Annotated in this window: 15 protein-coding genes; all 15 read right to left on the bottom strand. The window is 69.5% G+C overall.

Annotated features, from left to right (window positions below; genetic code table 11):
• The coding region (locus ACT4N3_RS07645; RefSeq protein WP_444854619.1) for a MipA/OmpV family protein at nucleotides 1-527 on the bottom strand (527 nt) is incomplete at its 3' end.
• Nucleotides 528-607: 80 nt separating this feature from the next.
• The gene (locus tag ACT4N3_RS07640; protein ID WP_444854618.1) at nucleotides 608-2602 is read right to left on the bottom strand and encodes an acetyl-CoA carboxylase biotin carboxylase subunit; all 1995 of its coding nucleotides are present in this window, start codon (nucleotides 2600-2602) and stop codon (nucleotides 608-610) included.
• 83 nt (nucleotides 2603-2685) lie between these two features.
• Complete coding sequence (locus tag ACT4N3_RS07635) at nucleotides 2686-3111, bottom strand: lysozyme inhibitor LprI family protein (protein ID WP_444854617.1); 426 nt, start codon at nucleotides 3109-3111, stop codon at nucleotides 2686-2688.
• A gap of 59 nt (nucleotides 3112-3170) precedes the next feature.
• Entirely contained in the window at nucleotides 3171-3917 is a 747-nt protein-coding gene (locus ACT4N3_RS07630) for an SPOR domain-containing protein (RefSeq protein WP_444854616.1), read from the bottom strand.
• Entirely contained in the window at nucleotides 3917-5647 is a 1731-nt protein-coding gene (gene argS / locus ACT4N3_RS07625; RefSeq protein WP_444854615.1) for an arginine--tRNA ligase, read from the bottom strand. Before argS ends, ACT4N3_RS07630 begins: the two co-directional genes overlap by 1 nt.
• Before the next feature lie 31 nt (nucleotides 5648-5678).
• Complete coding sequence (locus ACT4N3_RS07620) at nucleotides 5679-6149, bottom strand: anthrone oxygenase family protein (protein ID WP_444854614.1); 471 nt, start codon at nucleotides 6147-6149, stop codon at nucleotides 5679-5681.
• A 34-nt stretch (nucleotides 6150-6183) separates the two neighbouring features.
• Nucleotides 6184-7353, bottom strand: coding sequence for a deoxyguanosinetriphosphate triphosphohydrolase (locus ACT4N3_RS07615; RefSeq protein ID WP_444854613.1), 1170 nt, complete (start codon nucleotides 7351-7353; stop codon nucleotides 6184-6186).
• Nucleotides 7280-9400, bottom strand: a complete 2121-nt coding sequence (locus tag ACT4N3_RS07610) for a hypothetical protein (RefSeq protein ID WP_444854612.1) — start codon at nucleotides 9398-9400, stop codon at nucleotides 7280-7282. Before ACT4N3_RS07610 ends, ACT4N3_RS07615 begins: the two co-directional genes overlap by 74 nt.
• Nucleotides 9401-9571: 171 nt before the next feature.
• Nucleotides 9572-11053: a cell division protein FtsZ gene (gene ftsZ / locus ACT4N3_RS07605; protein ID WP_444854611.1), complete on the bottom strand. Its 1482-nt coding sequence runs from the start codon at nucleotides 11051-11053 to the stop codon at nucleotides 9572-9574.
• 119 nt (nucleotides 11054-11172) lie between these two features.
• Nucleotides 11173-12438 (bottom strand): cell division protein FtsA, encoded by a 1266-nt coding sequence (gene ftsA, locus ACT4N3_RS07600; RefSeq protein ID WP_444854610.1) that lies wholly within the window; start codon nucleotides 12436-12438, stop codon nucleotides 11173-11175.
• An 8-nt stretch (nucleotides 12439-12446) separates the two neighbouring features.
• Entirely contained in the window at nucleotides 12447-13310 is an 864-nt protein-coding gene (locus tag ACT4N3_RS07595) for a cell division protein FtsQ/DivIB (RefSeq protein ID WP_444854609.1), read from the bottom strand.
• Between the two features lie 47 nt (nucleotides 13311-13357).
• On the bottom strand, nucleotides 13358-14281 hold the full coding sequence (locus tag ACT4N3_RS07590; RefSeq protein ID WP_444854621.1) for a D-alanine--D-alanine ligase: 924 nt from the start codon (nucleotides 14279-14281) through the stop codon (nucleotides 13358-13360).
• Nucleotides 14282-14283: 2 nt separating this feature from the next.
• Nucleotides 14284-15165 (bottom strand): UDP-N-acetylmuramate dehydrogenase, encoded by an 882-nt coding sequence (gene murB, locus ACT4N3_RS07585; protein WP_444854620.1) that lies wholly within the window; start codon nucleotides 15163-15165, stop codon nucleotides 14284-14286.
• A 14-nt stretch (nucleotides 15166-15179) separates the two neighbouring features.
• A complete protein-coding gene (gene murC / locus ACT4N3_RS07580; protein WP_444854608.1) occupies nucleotides 15180-16589 on the bottom strand; it encodes a UDP-N-acetylmuramate--L-alanine ligase in 1410 nt (469 codons plus the stop codon).
• The coding region (locus tag ACT4N3_RS07575) for a UDP-N-acetylglucosamine--N-acetylmuramyl-(pentapeptide) pyrophosphoryl-undecaprenol N-acetylglucosamine transferase (protein ID WP_444854607.1) at nucleotides 16586-17656 on the bottom strand (1071 nt) is incomplete at its 5' end. The genes murC and ACT4N3_RS07575, both read right to left, overlap by 4 nt.

Here is a 17656-nt window from a genome sequence, read left to right as displayed (position 1 = left end):
AAATCGTTGTCGCCCCAGCGCACGCGCGGCCCGATCGAGAAGATCGTGTTGTCGCCGTCGCGCAGGATGAGGTCGGCGGCGATGTCGCCGACCAGCCCCTCATGCCCGCCGATCCCCTGTCGAAGCTCGCCGCGGAGGCGGAAATTGTCGCCGATGAAGACCTGGGCGAAGCCGCCCGCCTCCACCGTCAGCCCGACATCGCCGACCGGCGCGCCGACATCGTCTTCCTCGCGCTTCGCGATCAGCTGCACCGCCGGGCCGATGTTGAACGCGCTGTCCTGCCCAAGCAGGCCGAAGCCGGTGCTGTCGTCCGGCGCGCCGAAGGGCATCGGCCGGCCTTCGCGCCGCAGCCCGAACCGGGGCAGCGGGAAGATAGCGTAACTGTCCGCTCCGTAATATTCGGGCGCGATCTGCACGCCCATGCCCAGCGTCACCGTTCGGCCCCGTCCCTCCTGCGCGACAACGGGAGCGGCGAATGACGTCGTGACCAAAGCGGCGGCGAAGATGCGGGCGGTCACTTTGCTCATGGCGGCCTCAACGGGTCGGTCATCGTTTCGTTGCCGAAGCTTCACGAAAATCGTGCCAGCGCGGCGGCCGCGCCACAAGTTCATTCGAATTCCAGGATCACTGCATCGACGGCTAAGCTGTCGCCCGGTTGCGCGGCCAGAGCCTTCACCGTCCCGGCCTTCTCCGCGCGCAGGATATTCTCCATCTTCATCGCCTCGACCACCGCCAGCGGCTGCCCGGCCTCGACCCGGTCGCCTTCCCTGACATCAAGCCGCGTGAGCAACCCCGGCATCGGGCAGATCAGATATCTGGACAGGTCGGGCGGGGCCTTCTCGATCATGTGCCGCGAAAGATCGGCGACATGGGCGGGAAGCACCTGCAGCCGGTGCGCCGCGCCGCGCGTCGTCAGCCGCCAGCCCGTCCGGTCCCGCGCGACGCGAAGCGCGAAGGATTGGCCATTGGCGGACGCGCGCGCGGTCCGCTCGCCCGGTTTCCATTCCAGCACGCCGGTAACAAGCTCGCCATCGACCAGCGCGCCGCCCTCCTGAAGCGTGACCGCGAAGCTTTCCGCGCCCTCCCGCACGACCCAGTCGCAGGGCACGTCGACAGGATCGCCCAGCTGCCCCGAAGCCCTTCGGGCGCGGCCATATTCGGTGAACGCCATGCCGGCGGCGACGGCGGCGAGGCCGCGGCGCAAGCCGGGCTCGGCCGGCGCGCCATGGAAGCCGTCCGGATATTCCTCGGCGATGAAGCCGGTCGTGATCGCCCCGGACCGGAAGCGCGGATGCTGCATCAAGGCCGACAGGAAATCGATATTGTGGCCGATGCCGTCGATCTCGAACTCATCGAGCGCCGCGATCTGGGCATCGATCGCCGCCTCGCGCGCCGGCGCCCAGGTGATGAGCTTGCCGATCATCGGATCGTAGAACATCGAGACCTCGCCGCCCTCGGCGACGCCGTCGTCGACGCGCGTGCGCCCGGCCTCGTCGTGCCGCTCGGCCGGCCGTTGATATCGCACGAGCCGCCCGGTCGACGGCAGAAAGCCGCGATAGGGGTCCTCGGCATAAATCCGCGTCTCGACCGACCAGCCGGTGAGGCTGATATCCTCCTGGCTGAGGGCCAGCGTCTCCCCCGCCGCGACCCGGATCATCTGCTCGACCAGGTCGAGCCCGGTCACCATCTCGGTCACCGGATGCTCGACCTGGAGCCGGGTGTTCATCTCGAGGAAGTAGAAGCTCTCGCCGCTCGGATCGGCGCCGGAGACGATCAGCTCGACGGTGCCGGCCGAATGGTAACCGACGGCCCGCGCCAGCGCGACCGCCTGCTCGCCCATCGCCTGACGCATCCTCGGCGTGACGAACGGCGACGGCGCCTCCTCGACCACCTTCTGGTGCCGGCGCTGGATCGAGCATTCGCGCTCGCCAAGATAGACGATATTGCCGTGCCGGTCGCCCAGCACCTGGATCTCAATATGGCGCGGGTCCTCGATGAACTTTTCGATGAACACCCGATCGTCGCCGAAGCTCGCCAGCCCCTCGCGCTTGGTGGCCTCGAAGCCCTCGCGAACGTCCTGTTCGGAATATGCCAGCCGCATACCCTTACCGCCGCCGCCGGCCGAAGCCTTCATCATCACCGGAAAGCCGATCTCCGTCGCGATCCTCACCGCCTCGTCGGTGTCGGCGATTTCACCAAGATAGCCGGGAACGACATTGACCCCCGCCTCCCTGGCGAGCTTCTTCGACTGAATCTTGTCGCCCATCGCCGCGATCGCGTTCGGGGGCGGGCCGATAAACGCGATCCCGGCCGCCTCCAGCGCCTCGACGAAGCTCGCCCGCTCGGAGAGGAAGCCGTAGCCCGGATGGACCGCGTCGGCGCCCGTCGCCTTGCAGGCGTCGATGATCAGCTCGGCCTTGAGATAGGAGTCCGCCGCCGGCGCCGGGCCCAGCCTGACGCTCTCATCCGCCAGCTTCACATGCGGCGCGCGCGCGTCGGCATCCGAATAGACGGCGACCGTCCCGATCCCCATCCGCCTGGCGGTGCGGATCACCCGGCACGCAATCTCGCCCCGGTTCGCGATCAGGATTTTCGAAAACAACGCTGTCCCCTGTTATTGCCGGGCTTGATTGCAAGCTAAGCAGTGCCGGGATCAAGCCCGGGATGGCAGAATGAGGCTGGCGGCTATTGCTCTTGCTGCCGGCCGCCCAGCTGCTCGATGCGCTGGCGCGTCACGGTCGCCCGGCAGGCGGAATAGGACATCGGCTCCATGCTGCCGCCGCGCGCCTCCTGATAGCCTTGCCAGGTGCAATGCTGGTCGCGGAACGTGATCCAGGCGCGCTGGGCGGCGCGCAGCACCATCTCATAGCCCGGCCGGGTATCGCTGCGCCGCTCGCCCGGGCTCCGCGCGCGATCGGCGGTCTGGGCGCCCGACATCGTTTCGCGCCAGACCTGGTTGAGCTCGAGATCGGCACGCTCGAAGTCGATCTGGGCGCAGAAGTTCATGTCCATCTGGTTCTGCGGATCGTTGCAATTGTGCTCGCGCGCCTCGGCGTCGAGCGCCGGCGTCGAGACCTGGAAAGCAAGCGCCAGCAACAGGGTCATCGTCATGGCCGTCCTCCCCTCGGACGGCGACCATCAACACCCGTTCGCGCGGCTGCGCAAGCGGCTCAGCTTACCGGCGCGCAGGTCTCCCCGGCCGCCTGGAGACGGCGGCAGATGTCGACGGCGCCCGGGCCGCTGGCGCGCAAGCGATAGAGCGTGCGGTCTCCCGACCGCACCGGCACGATCCCGTGCGAAAGCGGCGCGAGATAGCGGAAGCGGGCCGAAAGCGCGGTCCAGGCGCGGTTCGCCGCCGCCTCGCTGGAAAAGGCGCCGAGCTGGACCGTCGGCCCGGCCGCGGGCGCCGGGCGCGCGGGCTGCGTCGGAGCCGGCCGCGCGGGAGCCGTCTGACCATTCTGCGTCGCGCTGCTTTGGCCGCCTTGCTGGCTCACCGGGCCGGCGCCCTGCCGGGCGACAGGCGCCTCCGCGAGCCGGTTCGTGTCGATCTGCCCCTGCGGTTGCGCGCCCTCGCTGGCGGCGATCGCGGTGTCGCCCTCGCCCTGCACGTTCATGCCGCCGGGATCGACGGGCCGGACCTTATAGTCGCCCTCGGGCGCGGCGATGATCTCGCCGTTGCCGCCCGGACGGTTGCGGTTGCCGAGCCAGAACAGGCCGCCGACGATCAGGCCGATCGCGAGCAGGCCGATGATCAACGCCGCCAGCAGCTTGGCGAGCGACGGCCCGTCGCCATCGCCATCCTCCTCGACCGCCTCCAGCCAGGGCAGCCGGTCCTCGTCGGCGCGATCGGCATCGTCGTCGATCCGCTCCGCCTCGGTCAGCTCGATCTCATCCTCATCCCCGCGACGCCTCGGCATCAGCTCATCTCCTCGGCCGCCTCCACGCCCATCAGGGAGAGGCCGTTCCTGACAATTTGCCCGATCGTTTCGGCAAGCGCCATACGCGCGCGTGTCAAATCGGGATTCTGTGCCAGGAGGAAACGTTTTTCGGGATCGTCGTTACCCTTGTTCCATTGGGCGTGGAACGCGGCGGCGAGGTCGCCGAGATAGAAAGCGATCCGGTGCGGCTCGTGCGCCGCCGCCGCGCCTTCGACGATGCGCGGGAACTGCGCGGCGAGCTGGACCAGCGCCAGCTCGTCCGCGTCGAGCAACGACAGCTCGGCCCGATCCGGCAGCACCATCCCCTCCGCCGCCGCCTTGCGCTGCAGCGAGCGGACGCGCGCATGGGCATATTGGACGTAGAAGACCGGATTGTCCTTCGACGCCTCGACAACCTTGGCGAAGTCGAAATCCATCTGGGCGTCGGCCTTGCGGGTCAGCATGGTGAAGCGCACGACGTCCTTGCCGACCTCGTTCACGACATCGGCGAGGGTGACGAAATTGCCCGCCCGCTTGGACATCTTCACCGGCTCGCCGGCGCGCAGCAGGCGGACCATCTGGACGATCTTGATGTCGAACGGCGTCTTGCCTTCGGTCAGCGCCGCGACCGCCGCCTTGATCCGCTTGCACGTCCCGGCATGGTCGGCGCCCCAGATGTCGATCAGCTGGTCGGCCGATTGCGCCTTCTGGAAATGGTAAGCGAGGTCGGCGCCGAAATAGGTCCAGCTCCCGTCCGACTTCCGGATCGGCCGGTCCTGATCGTCGCCGAATTGGGTCGCGCGGAACAGCGGCAGCTCGACCGGCTCCCAATCCTCCGGCGTCTCGCCCTTCGGCGCCTCCAGCATCCCGTCATAGACGAGGCCGCGCTCGCGCAGCCACGCCTCGGCCGCTTCCGGCTTCCCCGCCGCCTGCAACTCGGCCTCAGATGAAAACAGGTCGTGATGGATGCCGAGCAAGGCGAGGTCGGCCTTGATCAGCTCGATCATCGCCGCGACCGTCTCGCGCCGGAACAGCGCCAGCCATTCGCCCTCCGGCTTGCTGACGAACGCGTCGCCATGATGCGTCGCGAGCCGGTGCGCGATCGGAACCAGATAGGCGCCCGGATAGAGACCCTCGGGGATCTCGCCGATCTCCTCGCCGAGCGCCTCGCGGTAGCGGAGATGCACCGAGCGGGCGAGCATATCGACCTGCGCTCCCGCGTCGTTGACATAATATTCGCGGATCACCTTGTGCCCGGCATATTCGAGCACCGACGCCAGCGCGTCCCCTACCACCGCGCCGCGGCAATGGCCCATATGCATCGGCCCGGTCGGGTTGGCCGAAACATATTCGACATTGACCGTCTGGCCGCCGCCCATCTCCGAGCGGCCGTAATCCGCGCCCTCGGCGAGGATCGTCGCCAGCTCCGCCTCCCAGACGGAGCGCGCGAGCCGCAGGTTGATGAACCCCGGTCCCGCCACCTCGGCGCTCTCGACCTCGTCCGCCGCACCGAGCTTCGCCGCGATCGCCTCTGCGAGCGCGCGCGGACTCATGCCCGCCCCCTTGGCCAGCACCATCGCCGCATTGGTGGCGAGATCGCCATGCGCCGGATCGCGCGGCGGCTCGACCGCGACCGCCCCGCGCTCGATGCCGCGCGCCAGCACGCCCTCGCTTTCGAGGGCGTCGAGCGCATCGTTCACATGCGCGGCGAAACGGGCGTAGAGCGTCACCTGATCTTCCAACTTGGAGCGAGGCGCGGCTCTAGCCGAGCAGCGCGCGAATGAACAACCCCGCCGCCACCAGGCAGGCAACGGTTCGGACGTGGTTCCAGAGCGTCCAGCGGTCCAGATAATGCCGCCACAGCGCCTCATTGTCCGCCGCCGGATCGGCCCTGTCGATCCGGTTGTTGAGCGGCACGTTCCAGACCATCGTCACGACGATGCTGCCCACGAGATAAGCGAGCGCGCCGCCGATCAGCCAAAGCGATGCCGGCGTCCAGCGGACGAGGCCAAACACGCCCAGGCCGGCTGCGAGCAACGCGGTGCCGAAGAACACCGGCATGAACAAGGAGCGCAGGATCACGCGGTTGATCGCGACCATCGCCGCCATCCCCTCCGCCACCGGCCGCTCGCCCAGTGCCCGCATGACGAAGGTCGAGAAAGCGAAGAACAGCCCGCCGATCAGCGCGCTGCCCAGGGCGGCAGCGATGATGAGGGTCGCGATGAGGCTCATACCCGACTCCAATGCCCCTGCGAGATTTGGACCGTCAGGTCAGCGCGCGCAAGGAGTCGGGCGCCGCGCCCGCTCCCATGATCTCGGCATGGCGGCGGATCGCGTAACGGTCCGTCATCCCGGCGACGAAATCGCCGATCTTGCGCAGTGTGGCGACGGGTTCGGCCGAGCGCGGTCGCCAGCCTTCGGGCAGCAGCGAAGGATCGGCACGATAGGCGTCGAACAATTCGGCCAGCACCCGCTGCGCCTCGCGCCGCACTTCGCGGACCGGCGCCGCGTCATACATGTGCACATAGAGGAAAGCCTTGAGCGCCCGCTCCTCCGCCGCCAGCTCGGCCGAAAAGCCGGCCAGCGGTCGCCCCGCCGCGCGCACTTCGTCGACCGAACGAATGCCGGCGCAGCGCCACCGCGTCTCGGCCAGCACATCGTTGACCATGGTGCCGATCAGGTCCCGGATAAGCTCCGGAACAAGCCGTTTAGGTTTAATTTCCGAATGACGTTTCGTGACTGCCCGCCACGCCTGCGCAACGATCGGCACGGCCAGCGCGTCCTCCAGCGTGAACAGCCCGGCGCGGAGCCCGTCGTCGATGTCGTGATTGTCGTAGGCGATATCGTCGGCGATCGCCGCGACCTGCGCTTCCAGACTTGGCCAGCTGTCGAGATCGAGCGCGAACTCCGCGTCCGCCTCGGCCAGCGCCCAAGGCAGCCGCCCCGCGACCGGCCCGTTATGCTTGGCGAGCCCCTCCAGCGTCTCCCAGCTGAGGTTCAGCCCCGGAAAACGCGGATAGGGGCTTTCCAACCGGGTCAGCGTCCGGATCGTGTGCGCATTATGGTCGAAGCCGCCCGCTTCGGCCATCGCCGCCTGAAGCACATCCTCCCCGGCATGACCGAAGGGCGGATGGCCGATGTCGTGGGCGAGGCAGAGCGCCTCGGCGAGGTCCTCGTTGAGGCCCAGCGCCCGCGCCATCGTCCGCCCGATCTGCGCGACCTCGAGGCTGTGGGTCAGGCGGACGCGGAAGTGATCGCCGTCCGGCGCGACGAAGACCTGCGTCTTGTGGCGCAGACGGCGGAATGGCACCGAATGGATGATCCGGTCGCGGTCGCGCTGGAACGCGTCGCGCGGGCCGCGGCTAGTTCGATCGTCTTCCGCGTGAAGACGACCTCTGCTCAGGTGCGGATTGGTTGCGAGAGGTCCGAGCGTCATTGCCATTCGCGCGCCGCTCTATCGTGGATGGGTTGCGGTTGGAACGATCGTTGGCGGCGGTGCGGCTGTTGCGGCCCGTGGCACCAGTCCGCGTCGGTTCGGCGCGGGCATTGCGCGCATTGGCGCCGGTCCGGCTGGTCTCGGCGCGGTTCCGCGCGTTGCGCGAGCCGGCCCCCGCCCGGGTTTCCTCGGTGCGCGCACGCGCCGAGCGGGACGAGGATGCCGCACGGGTTTCCTCGTTCCTGCCGCGTCCGGCGCGGGACGAGGCAGCGGTCCGCTGCGCCTCGGTCCGGCCGCGCGTCCCGGATGCGCCCGTCCGCCGCTCCGGCGCCGGGCGCGCGGTGCTTGCCGATCCGGTGGCGGCAGGCAGTCGCTCCACCGCCTGCCCGGCGGCGCTCGACCAGGGCACCGCCTCGATGCCGCGCGGGCGCAGCTGGTTGACGAACGCCTGCGCGTCGCGTGATGATCCGAACGGGCCGACGAGCAGGCGGCCCGGCGTCGTCCAGCCCTGCATCCCGTTGAGGAGCGTCGGCGCACGCCCGCGCAGCCGGCGGAGCTCGCCGGCCATGCTCGAGCGCTCGATATTGCCGGCGACCTGCACCCAGTGCCGGCTCGGCGCCGGCGTGACGGGGCTTGCCGCGCGGCGTGGCGCCGGGGGCGGCGACACAGCCTGGCCCGGCGCTGCGGGCGACAATGTGAGTGTGCCGGGCTGATCCCACAGATCGTTCACCACCATCGCGATGTCCCCGAGCGCCGAGTTGCGCCGGTCGGACGGGGCAGGGATCGCGGGCGGCGGGGGCGACCGCGGAGTCAGGGAAAAGCCGGGCGCGGCGATGACGTCTCCCGGCCGCACCCCGGCGAGAATCGACGCGTCGATGCCGCTTGAAGGACTTGCCGGCTCGGCCGGCGGCGAAGCGGCTTGCGCCTCGAAGAAAGGCGCCGGACTCTCCTCCGCCGGAGCGGCCGGCTCTTCCACCACGGGCGGCGGAGCGAAGCGCGAACTGGTGGGCGCGGCCTGTGCCAGCGGTGCAACATCGGTCTGCGTCGGCGCGGGGCGCGTCGCGCGTATCGGGGTGCGCAGCTCGCCGTTCGGGCCCGGGACGAGATAGGGGCGCAGGCGCTCGGTCCGGGGCTCGGTCGTCGCGACCTGCCGCCGCTCCGAAGGCGCGGCGACCGCCGCGCGCTCGATCGGCGAGCTGGCGCGCGGCTGACGGCGCAGGCCCGGCCGTTCGTCACGCCGCGATCGTTCATCAGCGGCGGCCGGCGGCGCGGGGGGTCGCGCGGGTCCGCCCGCCAGCGCCAGCGCGCCGGGATCGGGCGTCGTGTCGATATTGGCGGCATATTGCGCCCGGCCGTCGCTCGGAAAGATTCCCAGGTGAACCGCCATCGCCCGCTGCGCCGGAGAAAGCGCCGGCAGCCGGCCGAGGAAGGGCGCCATCGCCTCCGCGGTGTCGATCGGCCCGGCGCCGGCGGCCACCCGCGCCGCGCCGGCCGCATCGCCGGTGAGCGCCAGCACGAAGGCCTGGGTGCGCCAGCCGGCACGATCGTTGCGGCGGATCTGGGGTTCGAGCAATCTCAGCGCCGGCTCGCGCTGGCCGCTGATCGCCAGCGACAAAGCCAGCCGCCGCCGGGTCTCGTCATTGTCGCGGCGGCGCAATGCCAGCGCATAGTCACGCTGCGCCGCGCGCGGATCGCCGAGGAGATCGTGGGCGAGGCCGCGGTCGGCCGCGACTTCCTCCTCCGGCGCGCCCAGCCCCTGCGCCTCGGCGAACAAGGTGAGCGCCGCGCGCGGCTGGCCGAGCAAGGTCATCGCCGTCGCCATGCCGGCCTTGATCCGGGCGTCGCGCGGCGAAACCTCGTCGGCGCGCGAGAAGAAGGTCAGCGCCGCCTGCGCGTCGCCCATCGCCAGCGCCGCCCGGCCGGAATCGACCAGTGCCGCGATATCGTTGGGGTTCGAGCCGACATTGGTAAGGTTGCGGCGCAAGTCGGCGCCCGCGTCCGGCGCGGGGATCGGCTGGACAATGCCATAGCCTTGCGGCTGCGCCATGGCCGGCTTCGCCGCCAATATCATCGAGCACGCCAGCAGCCTCAGGCCCCGGCGCGCTCCCCGCCGCGTCGATGAAGTCATGAAACGATCAAAGAGGGCCGCGGCTGTCTCGGCAATGACTGGTGCTGCGCGCTGCGGCGAGCCGGTGCGCAGGGGCGATGAACGCGCAAATTACTGATTGTTCTGCCGGTTCAGGAAGCGCGGGATGTCGAGCGGCTCGCGGCCGGTGCGCAGCCGCGGTCCGTCCGGCGTCTCTTCCTCATCGACCTGCGCCTTGGCGGCGCCGCGGGCGATGTTGGACATCCGCTCGAACAGGGTGCCGCCCTGCGGCCGCGCCGCCGGCTCCTCGCGGGTCAGCCAGCTGCGCGAGCCCGGCGCCGCCTCTCCGGCGATTTCGGGTATTTCGGCCGCCGCTTCCTCGGCCGCCAGCTCCTCGCCAAGCAGCAGCTCCTCCTCCGCCGTCACGGGCTCGGCCGGCTGGTCGAGCGTCAACTCGTCGGTCAGCTCCAGCTCGGCCGCCTGGGCGGCCGGCTCGGGCGGCGTCAGGACGAGTGGCTCAGGCGCGGCCTCTGCAACGGCGGGCGTTTCGATCGCCGGGGTGGTCGTCGCAGGCGCGGCCTCGGCCGCCTGGCGCGCGCCCGGGAAGGCGAACACCTTCGCCTGCAGCGGCGTCGCCTGGGTCGCCTCGTCGACGTCGATGCCGGTGGCCACGACCGAGACCCTGATCTTGCCGTCGAGATCGTTGTTGAACGCCGAGCCCCAGATGATGTTCGCATCGGGATCGACCAGCTCCTTGATATGGTTGGCCGCCTCATCGACCTCCATCAGGCGCATGTCGTCGCCGCCGGTGATCGAGATGATGACGCCCTTGGCGCCCTTCATCGAGACGCCGTCGAGCAGCGGGTTGGCGATCGCCTTCTCCGCCGCCTCGATGGCGCGATTGTCGCCCAGCGCCTCGCCGGTGCCCATCATCGCCTTGCCCATCTCGCTCATCACCGAGCGGACGTCGGCGAAATCGAGATTGATCAGGCCCGGCATGACCATCAAATCGGTGATGCCGCGCACGCCCTGCTGCAGCACCTCGTCCGCCATCTGGAACGCCTCCTTGAAGGTGGTGTTCGGATTGGCGATGCGGAACAAATTCTGGTTCGGGATGACGATCAGGGTATCGACATGCTGCTGCAGCTCGTCGATCCCCGCCTCGGCCGAGCGCGCCCGGCGATTGCCCTCGAAGCTGAACGGCTTGGTGACAACGCCGACGGTCAATATGCCCTTGTCGCGCGCCGCCTTGGCGATGACCGGCGCCGCGCCGGTGCCGGTGCCGCCGCCCATGCCGGCGGCGATGAAGCACATATGGGCGCCGTCGAGCGCCGCCTCGATCTCGGCCGCGACCTCTTCCGCCGCGGCCTTGCCGATCTCCGGCCGCGAGCCGGCGCCGAGCCCCTGGGTGATGCGCGGCCCGAGCTGGATCTTGCGGTCGGCGTGGCTGTGGTTGAGCGCCTGCGCGTCGGTGTTGGCGACGATGAAGTCGACGCCCTGGACATCGGACTGGATCATGTTCGCGATCGCGTTGCCGCCGGCGCCGCCGACGCCGATCACGGTGATCCTGGGGCGAAGCTCCTCCACTTCCGGACGGATGAAATCGATGCTCATGCCTTCATCTCCCCTGATCGGTACGCGCCACGCCACGATCCCTAACTGCTTTTGCACCATGCGATTCTTGGGTGCGAGAGAAAATTGAACCTTCAATCATCTTTTCCCCGGTTTTTTCCTCAATACTGAGTCCGAAAAGTCGCAATCAGGCGCGAAACGAGCCCGCCGCCGGGCTTCGTCTCGCTGCCTGCGGTCGAAAAGCCGGCGCTGAGATCGAGCGCATCCGAGGCGGCGAACTGGGCGAGGCCGGCCAAAGTCGAGAAGGCAGGCCCGCCATGCGCTTCGGGCAGGCCCGGCATCGCCGGCCGCCCGACCCTGACGGCGCGGCCCAGCACGCCCTGCGCATAGTCGGCGATCGCCTTCAAATCGGCGCCGCCGCCGGTGATCACGATCTGCCGCCCGAACGGGCCGGAAAAGCCGAGATCCTTGAGCGCCGCCTCGACCTGCGCGATCAGATGTTCGAGCCGCTGGCGGATCACGGTGACCAATTGCGCCCGCGTGATCCGGTTCGCCTCCACCCCCTCCTGGCCGCCGGCGATCGGCGCCAGCTCGATCATGTCGTGATTGTCGCGCGGGGACGTCATGGCCGAGCCGTAGAAGCATTTGATCCGCTCCGCCTCGGTGCGGCGGGCGCCGAACGCGGCGGCGATATCGTCGGTGATGTCGCCGCCGCCCATCGGGATCGACTTGAGACCCACCAACATGCCGCCGGCGAAGACCGAGACGTTGGTCACCCCCGCGCCCAATTCGACCAGGGCGACGCCGAGCTCGCGCTCCTCGTCACTGAGGCAGGCCTGGCCGGCGGCCACCGGCGAAGCGATGATCGCCTCGACGCCGAGATGCGCCGAGCGCACGCACAGGTCGAGATTCTTCACCGGCGCGGGATCGGCGGCGATGACATGGATATCGACCGCCAGCCGCTCGGCATGGAGGCCGCGCGGCTGCTTGACGCCGTTCATCCCGTCGATCGTGTAGAGCGCCGGCAGCGCGTGGAGGATCATCCGCCCTTCGGGGTCGATCGATTCCTTGCCCTCGTCCAGCAGCCCCTCGATGTCGGCGTCGGTGATCCGACGGCCGCCGACCGGCAGCTCGACATTGGCCAGCGTGCTGACGAGGCCGCCGGCCGAGAAGCCGACGAACACCTCGTCGATGCTGGTGCCCGCGATCCGCTCCGCCTGCTCGACCGCCTCGCGGATCGCGATCTCGGTCTTGTCCATGTCGGCGATGAAGCCGCGCTTCACGCCGCGGCTCTCGCGCTGTCCGGTGCCGAGGATCTTGAGGCGGCCCTCCGCGTCCGGCTCCGCGATCATCGCCGAGATTTTCGACGAGCCGATGTCGAGCGCGGCGACCAGTTTGTCGGCGGCGGGCGGCTGTGGGCGACGCATCGGCCGGTTCAAATCGTGTCGGCCAGGTCGGCCGGCGGCTGGCCGGGATCGGGCGGCGTCAGCGTCGGCACGATCGCGCCGGGGTCGCGCGAGATGCGGACATAGGTGCGCCGGGGATCGCGCATGTCGATGCGGACGAAGCCGCGGCCGAGCAGCGGGTCCTGCTGGTCCATCAAGGCGAAGCGCTGGATCGCCCGCGCCGCCGCATCCTCGCCTTCGGGCAACATTAAAAGCTCGCCGCCGCCGAAGCGCAGGTCCCAGCGCCGCTGGCCGACCCAGTTGGCGCCCGAAATGAGCGGCCTCAGCCGCGGTGCCCGGTCGAGCAAAGTCGCGAGCGCGCCGATCTGGCGGTTGGCGGCGTCGCCGACGACAAGCAGCAGCTCCGGCATCGCCTCGACCCGCACCGGCTCCAGCACCACGCCTTCGGCATCGACGATGCTGAGCCGCCCGCCATTCTGCCAGATCGCCGCCGGCTGGCGCTCGATCACGTCGATGACGAGCGTGTCCGGCCAGCGCCGCGAGACCCGCGCCTCACGAATCCAGCCGAACTGCAGCAGCCGCTCGCGTGTCGCCTCCAGGTCGATCATCGCCAGCGCCATCGAAGGCTGATCGAAGGCGACATTGTAGATGGCGAGGCGCGAGACCCGCTCCGCCCCCTTGATCTCGACCCGGCGCATCGTGAAGCCGGCATTGCCCAGCCCCTCGCCGACGCCCGCCGCGGCGAGCTGCGGCAGGCGGAAGGCGAGGATCGCGGCGAGGATCACGCCGGCCGCGACCAGAGCCACCGTCCAGTTGGCGATCCTCCTGCCGGTCCCCGGTGCGAAGCCGATCTGCTCCATCAGGCCGGGTTCCTTCGCCCGCCTCGTGCTCACCGATCGGCCCCGCCCGCGGGGCGCATTTCCGCGCGCCGCCCTCGCCGTCATAAAGCCTCCGCCACGATCCGCTCGACCAGAGCGGGATAATCCACGCCGCGCGCCTTCGCCTGCTCGGGAACCAGGCTCAATGGCGTCATGCCCGGCTGGGTGTTGACCTCGAGCAGATAGAGCCCCGCCTCGCCCTGCTCGTCGTCCCAGCGGAAATCCGATCGCGACGCGCCCTTGCAACCCAGCAACTGATGCGCCCTCACCGCCATCGCCATCGTCGCGGCGCGGATGTCGGCCGGCACGTCCGCCGGGCACACATGCTCGGTCATGCCGTCGGTATATTTGGCGTCATAATCGTAGAAGCCGGACTTGGGCCGAAGCTCCGTCACTTCCAGCGCCTCGCCGCCCAGCACCGCGACGGTCAGCTCGCGCCCCTTGATGAAGGGCTCGGCGAGCAGCCGTTCGAAATGCAGCCACGGCCCTTCCACGTCGCGGCCGATCGGATCGCCATAATTGCCCTCGCGGGTGACGATCGCGACGCCGACGGATGAGCCCTCGTTGACCGGCTTCAGCACATAAGGCCGCGCCATCGGGTCTCCGGCATGGAGGCTTTCGCTCTCGACGATCTCGCCTGCCGGCATGCGGATGCCGTGCGGCACGAGCACCATCTTGGTCAGCTCCTTGTCGATCGCGATCACCGAGGTCGCCAGGCCCGAATGGGTATATTTGAGGCCCATGATGTCCATCAGGCCCTGGATCGAGCCGTCTTCGCCCGGCGTGCCGTGCAGCGCGTTGAACACGATATCGGGGCTGGCCTCGGCGAGCTTCGCCGCGACGTCACGGCCCATGTCGATCCGGGTGACGCGGTGGCCGCGGCTCTCCAGCGCCTCCGCGACGCCCGCGCCGGTGACCAGCGACACCTCGCGCTCGGCCGACCAGCCACCCATCAGCACCGCGACATGCAAGGACCCGCCAACCAGACTCAACTTTTCGCTCCCACTCTTTGAATTTCCCATTCGAGAACAACGCCCGAATGGGCCTTCACGCGCCGGCGCACTTCCTCGCCCAGCTCCTCGATATCGGCGCTGGTCGCCTCGCCGAGGTTGAGCAGGAAGTTGCAATGCTTTTCCGACACCTGCGCGTCGCCGATCCTGAAGCCGCGCAGCCCCGCCGCGTCGATCTCTTTCCAGGCCTTGGTGCCGGGCGGATTCTTGAAGGTCGAGCCGCCGGTCTTGCTGCGCAGCGGCTGCGAAGCCTCGCGGCTGTCGGCGATCCGGTCCATCTCGGCCTGGATCGCGTCCGGATCGCCCGGCGCGCCGCGGAACGTGGCGCTGACCACGATCGCGCCCTCGGGCAACTCGGAATGGCGATAGGTATAGCCGAGCTCGGCCAGCGCCAGCGTTCTTGAGGCTCCGTCGCGGAGCACGACATCGGCCTCGACCAGCACGTCCTTGACCTCGCGGCCATAGGCGCCGCCGTTCATCCGGACGAAGCCGCCAACCGTGCCGGGGATCGAGCGCAGGAACTCGACGCCGGCGATCCCCGCGTCGCGCGCCTTCGACGAGACGAGGATGCCCGAAGCGCCGCCGCCGCAACGCAAGGTCACCGCGTCGACCCGCCCCACGGTCGCGAACGGCTTGCCGAGCCGCACCACCACGCCGCGCACGCCGCCGTCGCGGACGATGAGGTTGGAGCCGAGGCCCAGCGCCATCACCGGCACTTGCGGGTCGAGCGCAGCGATGAACGATTGAAGGTCGTCGATATCCCTGGGCTCGAACAGCCATTCCGCCGACCCGCCCGACTTGAACCAGACGAGCGGCGCGAGCGGCGCATCCGCCGTAAGAGTGCCGCGGACGGCGGGCATGTCGATCACCGCGCTCACCTGGCCCGCATCTCGGCGAGGCCTTCCGCGAAGCCCGCGGCCCATTTGGTGATGTCGCCGGCCCCCAGGAAGATGATCATGTCACCCGGCGCCGCCAGGCCGGCCAACTGTCGCGCGACGTCATGCGGGTCCGCCACCGCCTGCGCGCCGAGATGGCCGCGCTTCTTGAGCCCGTCGACCAGCGCCTCGTGATTGACGCCCTCGATCGGCTGCTCGCCCGCCGCATAGACCGGCGCGACCAGCACATGATCGGCGTCGTTGAACGCATTCTGGAAACCGTCCATCAAATCTTCCAGCCGCGAGTAGCGATGCGGCTGGACGACGGCGATCACCCGCCCGCTCGCGCCCTCGCGCGCCGCCGCCAGCACCGCTCTGATCTCGACCGGATGGTGGCCGTAATCGTCGATGATCGTGATGCCATCGACCTCGCCGACCTTGGTGAAACGTCTCTTCACCCCGGCGAAGCCGTCGAAGCCGGTCGCGATCACCGCGTCGGGAACGCCCATCTCGACCGCCACGCCGACCGCGGCGAGCGCGTTCTGAACATTGTGCCGGCCCGGCATGGGCAAATGGATGCCGCTGATCGTCCGCTGAAGCCCGTGCCGGTCGCGGATCGTCGCGTCGAAGCGGCTGCCGCCCGGCATCGGCGCCACATTGTCGGCGCGGATATCGGCCTGCGCGGCGAAGCCGTAGGTCACCACTCGCCGGTCCTGCACCCGGGGCACGATCGCTTGCACCTCGGGATGATCGATGCAGAGCAGCGCGGCGCCATAGAAGGGGACGTTGGCGACGAACTCGCAATAGGCGTCCTTTACCTTGTCGAAGCCGCCATAATGATCGAGATGCTCGGGATCGATATTGGTGACGACCGCGATCGTGCCGTCGAGCCGCAGGAAGCTGCCGTCGCTCTCGTCGGCCTCGACCACCATCCATTCGGACTTTCCGAGCCGGGCGTTCGAGCCGTAGCTGTTGATGATCCCGCCGTTGATCACGGTCGGGTCGATCCCGCCCGCGTCGAGCAGGGCGGCGACCATCGAGGTCGTCGTCGTCTTGCCGTGCGTCCCCGCCACCGCCACGGTGAGCTTCAGGCGCATCAGCTCGGCCAGCATCTCCGCCCGCCGCACGACCGGGATGCGCCGTTCGTAGGCGGCAGCGACTTCGGGATTGTCCTTGGTGATGGCCGAGGAAACGACCACCACCGCCGCGTCGCCCAGATTGTCGGCGCTGTGGCCGATGAAGATCGGGATGTCGTGCTCGCGCAGGCCCTGGACGACATAGCCGTCGGCCACGTCCGATCCCTGCACCTGATAACCCAGGATTTTCATCACCTCGGCGATGCCGGACATGCCGATGCCGCCGATGCCGACGAAATGGATGATCCCGATGTCGACTCCCGCGCCCTTCACGCGGGCACTCCATTGGGCATCGGCCGGAGGCGGCTGACATGGACCGCCTGCGGCCCCATGTCGCCGCGCCGCCCGGTCCGTTCGACCAGGTCTGCGAGCGCCCGCGCCGCGTCGGGCCGCCCGACCGAGCGCGCCCGCGCCGCCGCGTTGGCGAGCGCCTCGGGCTCGAGGCCCAATTTCTGCATCTGCTTGGCGAGCTCGACCGGCGTGAAACGGTCCTGCGCGATCATCCGCCCGCCGCCGGCCCGCGCCATCTCGCGCGCATTGGCCGTCTGGTGATCGTCGGTCGCGCTCGGCAGCGGCACCAGGATCGCCGGCCGTCCGGCCGCGGTCAGCTCGGCGATCGTCGAGGCGCCGGCGCGGGCAATGACGAGATGCGACCAGGCGAGCCGCTCCGGCAGGTCCGGCATATAGGTCGCCAGATCGGCCGGAATGCCGAGCTCGGCATAGCGCGCCCGCACCCGCTCGATATCCTCCTCGCGGCATTGCTGCGTGACCTGCAGGCGGCGCCGGAAATGCTCCGGCAGCAAAGCCAGCCCCTCCGGCACCACTTCGGACAGGATCGCGGCGCCCTGGCTGCCGCCGATGACGAGCAGCCGGAACACGCCGTCCTCGGCCAGCGGCGGAAAAGGCGCTTCGCGCAGCGCCAGCACCTCGTCGCGCACCGGATTGCCGACGATATGCACCTTCGCCAGCGCCGATGCCGGCACCCGCTGCACCCGGTCATAAGCGGTGGCGATCGCATCGACCCGCGTCGCGACCAGCCGGTTCACCCGCCCCAGCACCGCATTCTGTTCGTGGATCAGGGTCGGGATGTCGTCGGCCCGCGCGCCGAGCAATGTGGGGAGGGCGGGATAGCCGCCGAAGCCGATCACCGCGGCCGGCTTGAACGTCTCGAACAATCGCCGCGCCATCGCCCGGCCGGTCCAGATCGCCCGCCCCGCGCGCCACCAGCCGATCGGCCCGCCGCCCAGCCGCCCGGCGGGCAGGATATGGACCTGCACCCGGTCGAACAGCCCCGGAATCCGCGCCCCGCGATCGTCGGTGACGAGCGCGCAGCGATGCCC

It is taken from the genome of Sphingosinicella sp. (assembly GCF_052388015.1).
In the GTDB taxonomy this organism is placed as follows: Bacteria; Pseudomonadota; Alphaproteobacteria; order Sphingomonadales; family Sphingomonadaceae; genus Allosphingosinicella.
Note: the sequence above shows the minus strand (reverse complement) of the source record. Positions and strands in the feature narration are given on the sequence as shown.

Coding starts and splice junctions, on each gene's coding strand:
- ACT4N3_RS07635 (WP_444854617.1), bottom strand. CDS start 3,111: ATGACGATGACCCTGTTGCTGGCGCTTGCTTTCCAGGTCTCGACGCCG.
- ACT4N3_RS07630 (WP_444854616.1), bottom strand. CDS start 3,917: ATGCCGAGGCGTCGCGGGGATGAGGATGAGATCGAGCTGACCGAGGCG.
- ACT4N3_RS07620 (WP_444854614.1), bottom strand. CDS start 6,149: ATGAGCCTCATCGCGACCCTCATCATCGCTGCCGCCCTGGGCAGCGCG.
- ACT4N3_RS07615 (WP_444854613.1), bottom strand. CDS start 7,353: ATGACGCTCGGACCTCTCGCAACCAATCCGCACCTGAGCAGAGGTCGT.
- ACT4N3_RS07610 (WP_444854612.1), bottom strand. CDS start 9,400: ATGGCGCAGCCGCAAGGCTATGGCATTGTCCAGCCGATCCCCGCGCCG.
- ftsZ (WP_444854611.1), bottom strand. CDS start 11,053: ATGAGCATCGATTTCATCCGTCCGGAAGTGGAGGAGCTTCGCCCCAGG.
- ftsA (WP_444854610.1), bottom strand. CDS start 12,438: ATGCGTCGCCCACAGCCGCCCGCCGCCGACAAACTGGTCGCCGCGCTC.
- murB (WP_444854620.1), bottom strand. CDS start 15,165: ATGCCCGCCGTCCGCGGCACTCTTACGGCGGATGCGCCGCTCGCGCCG.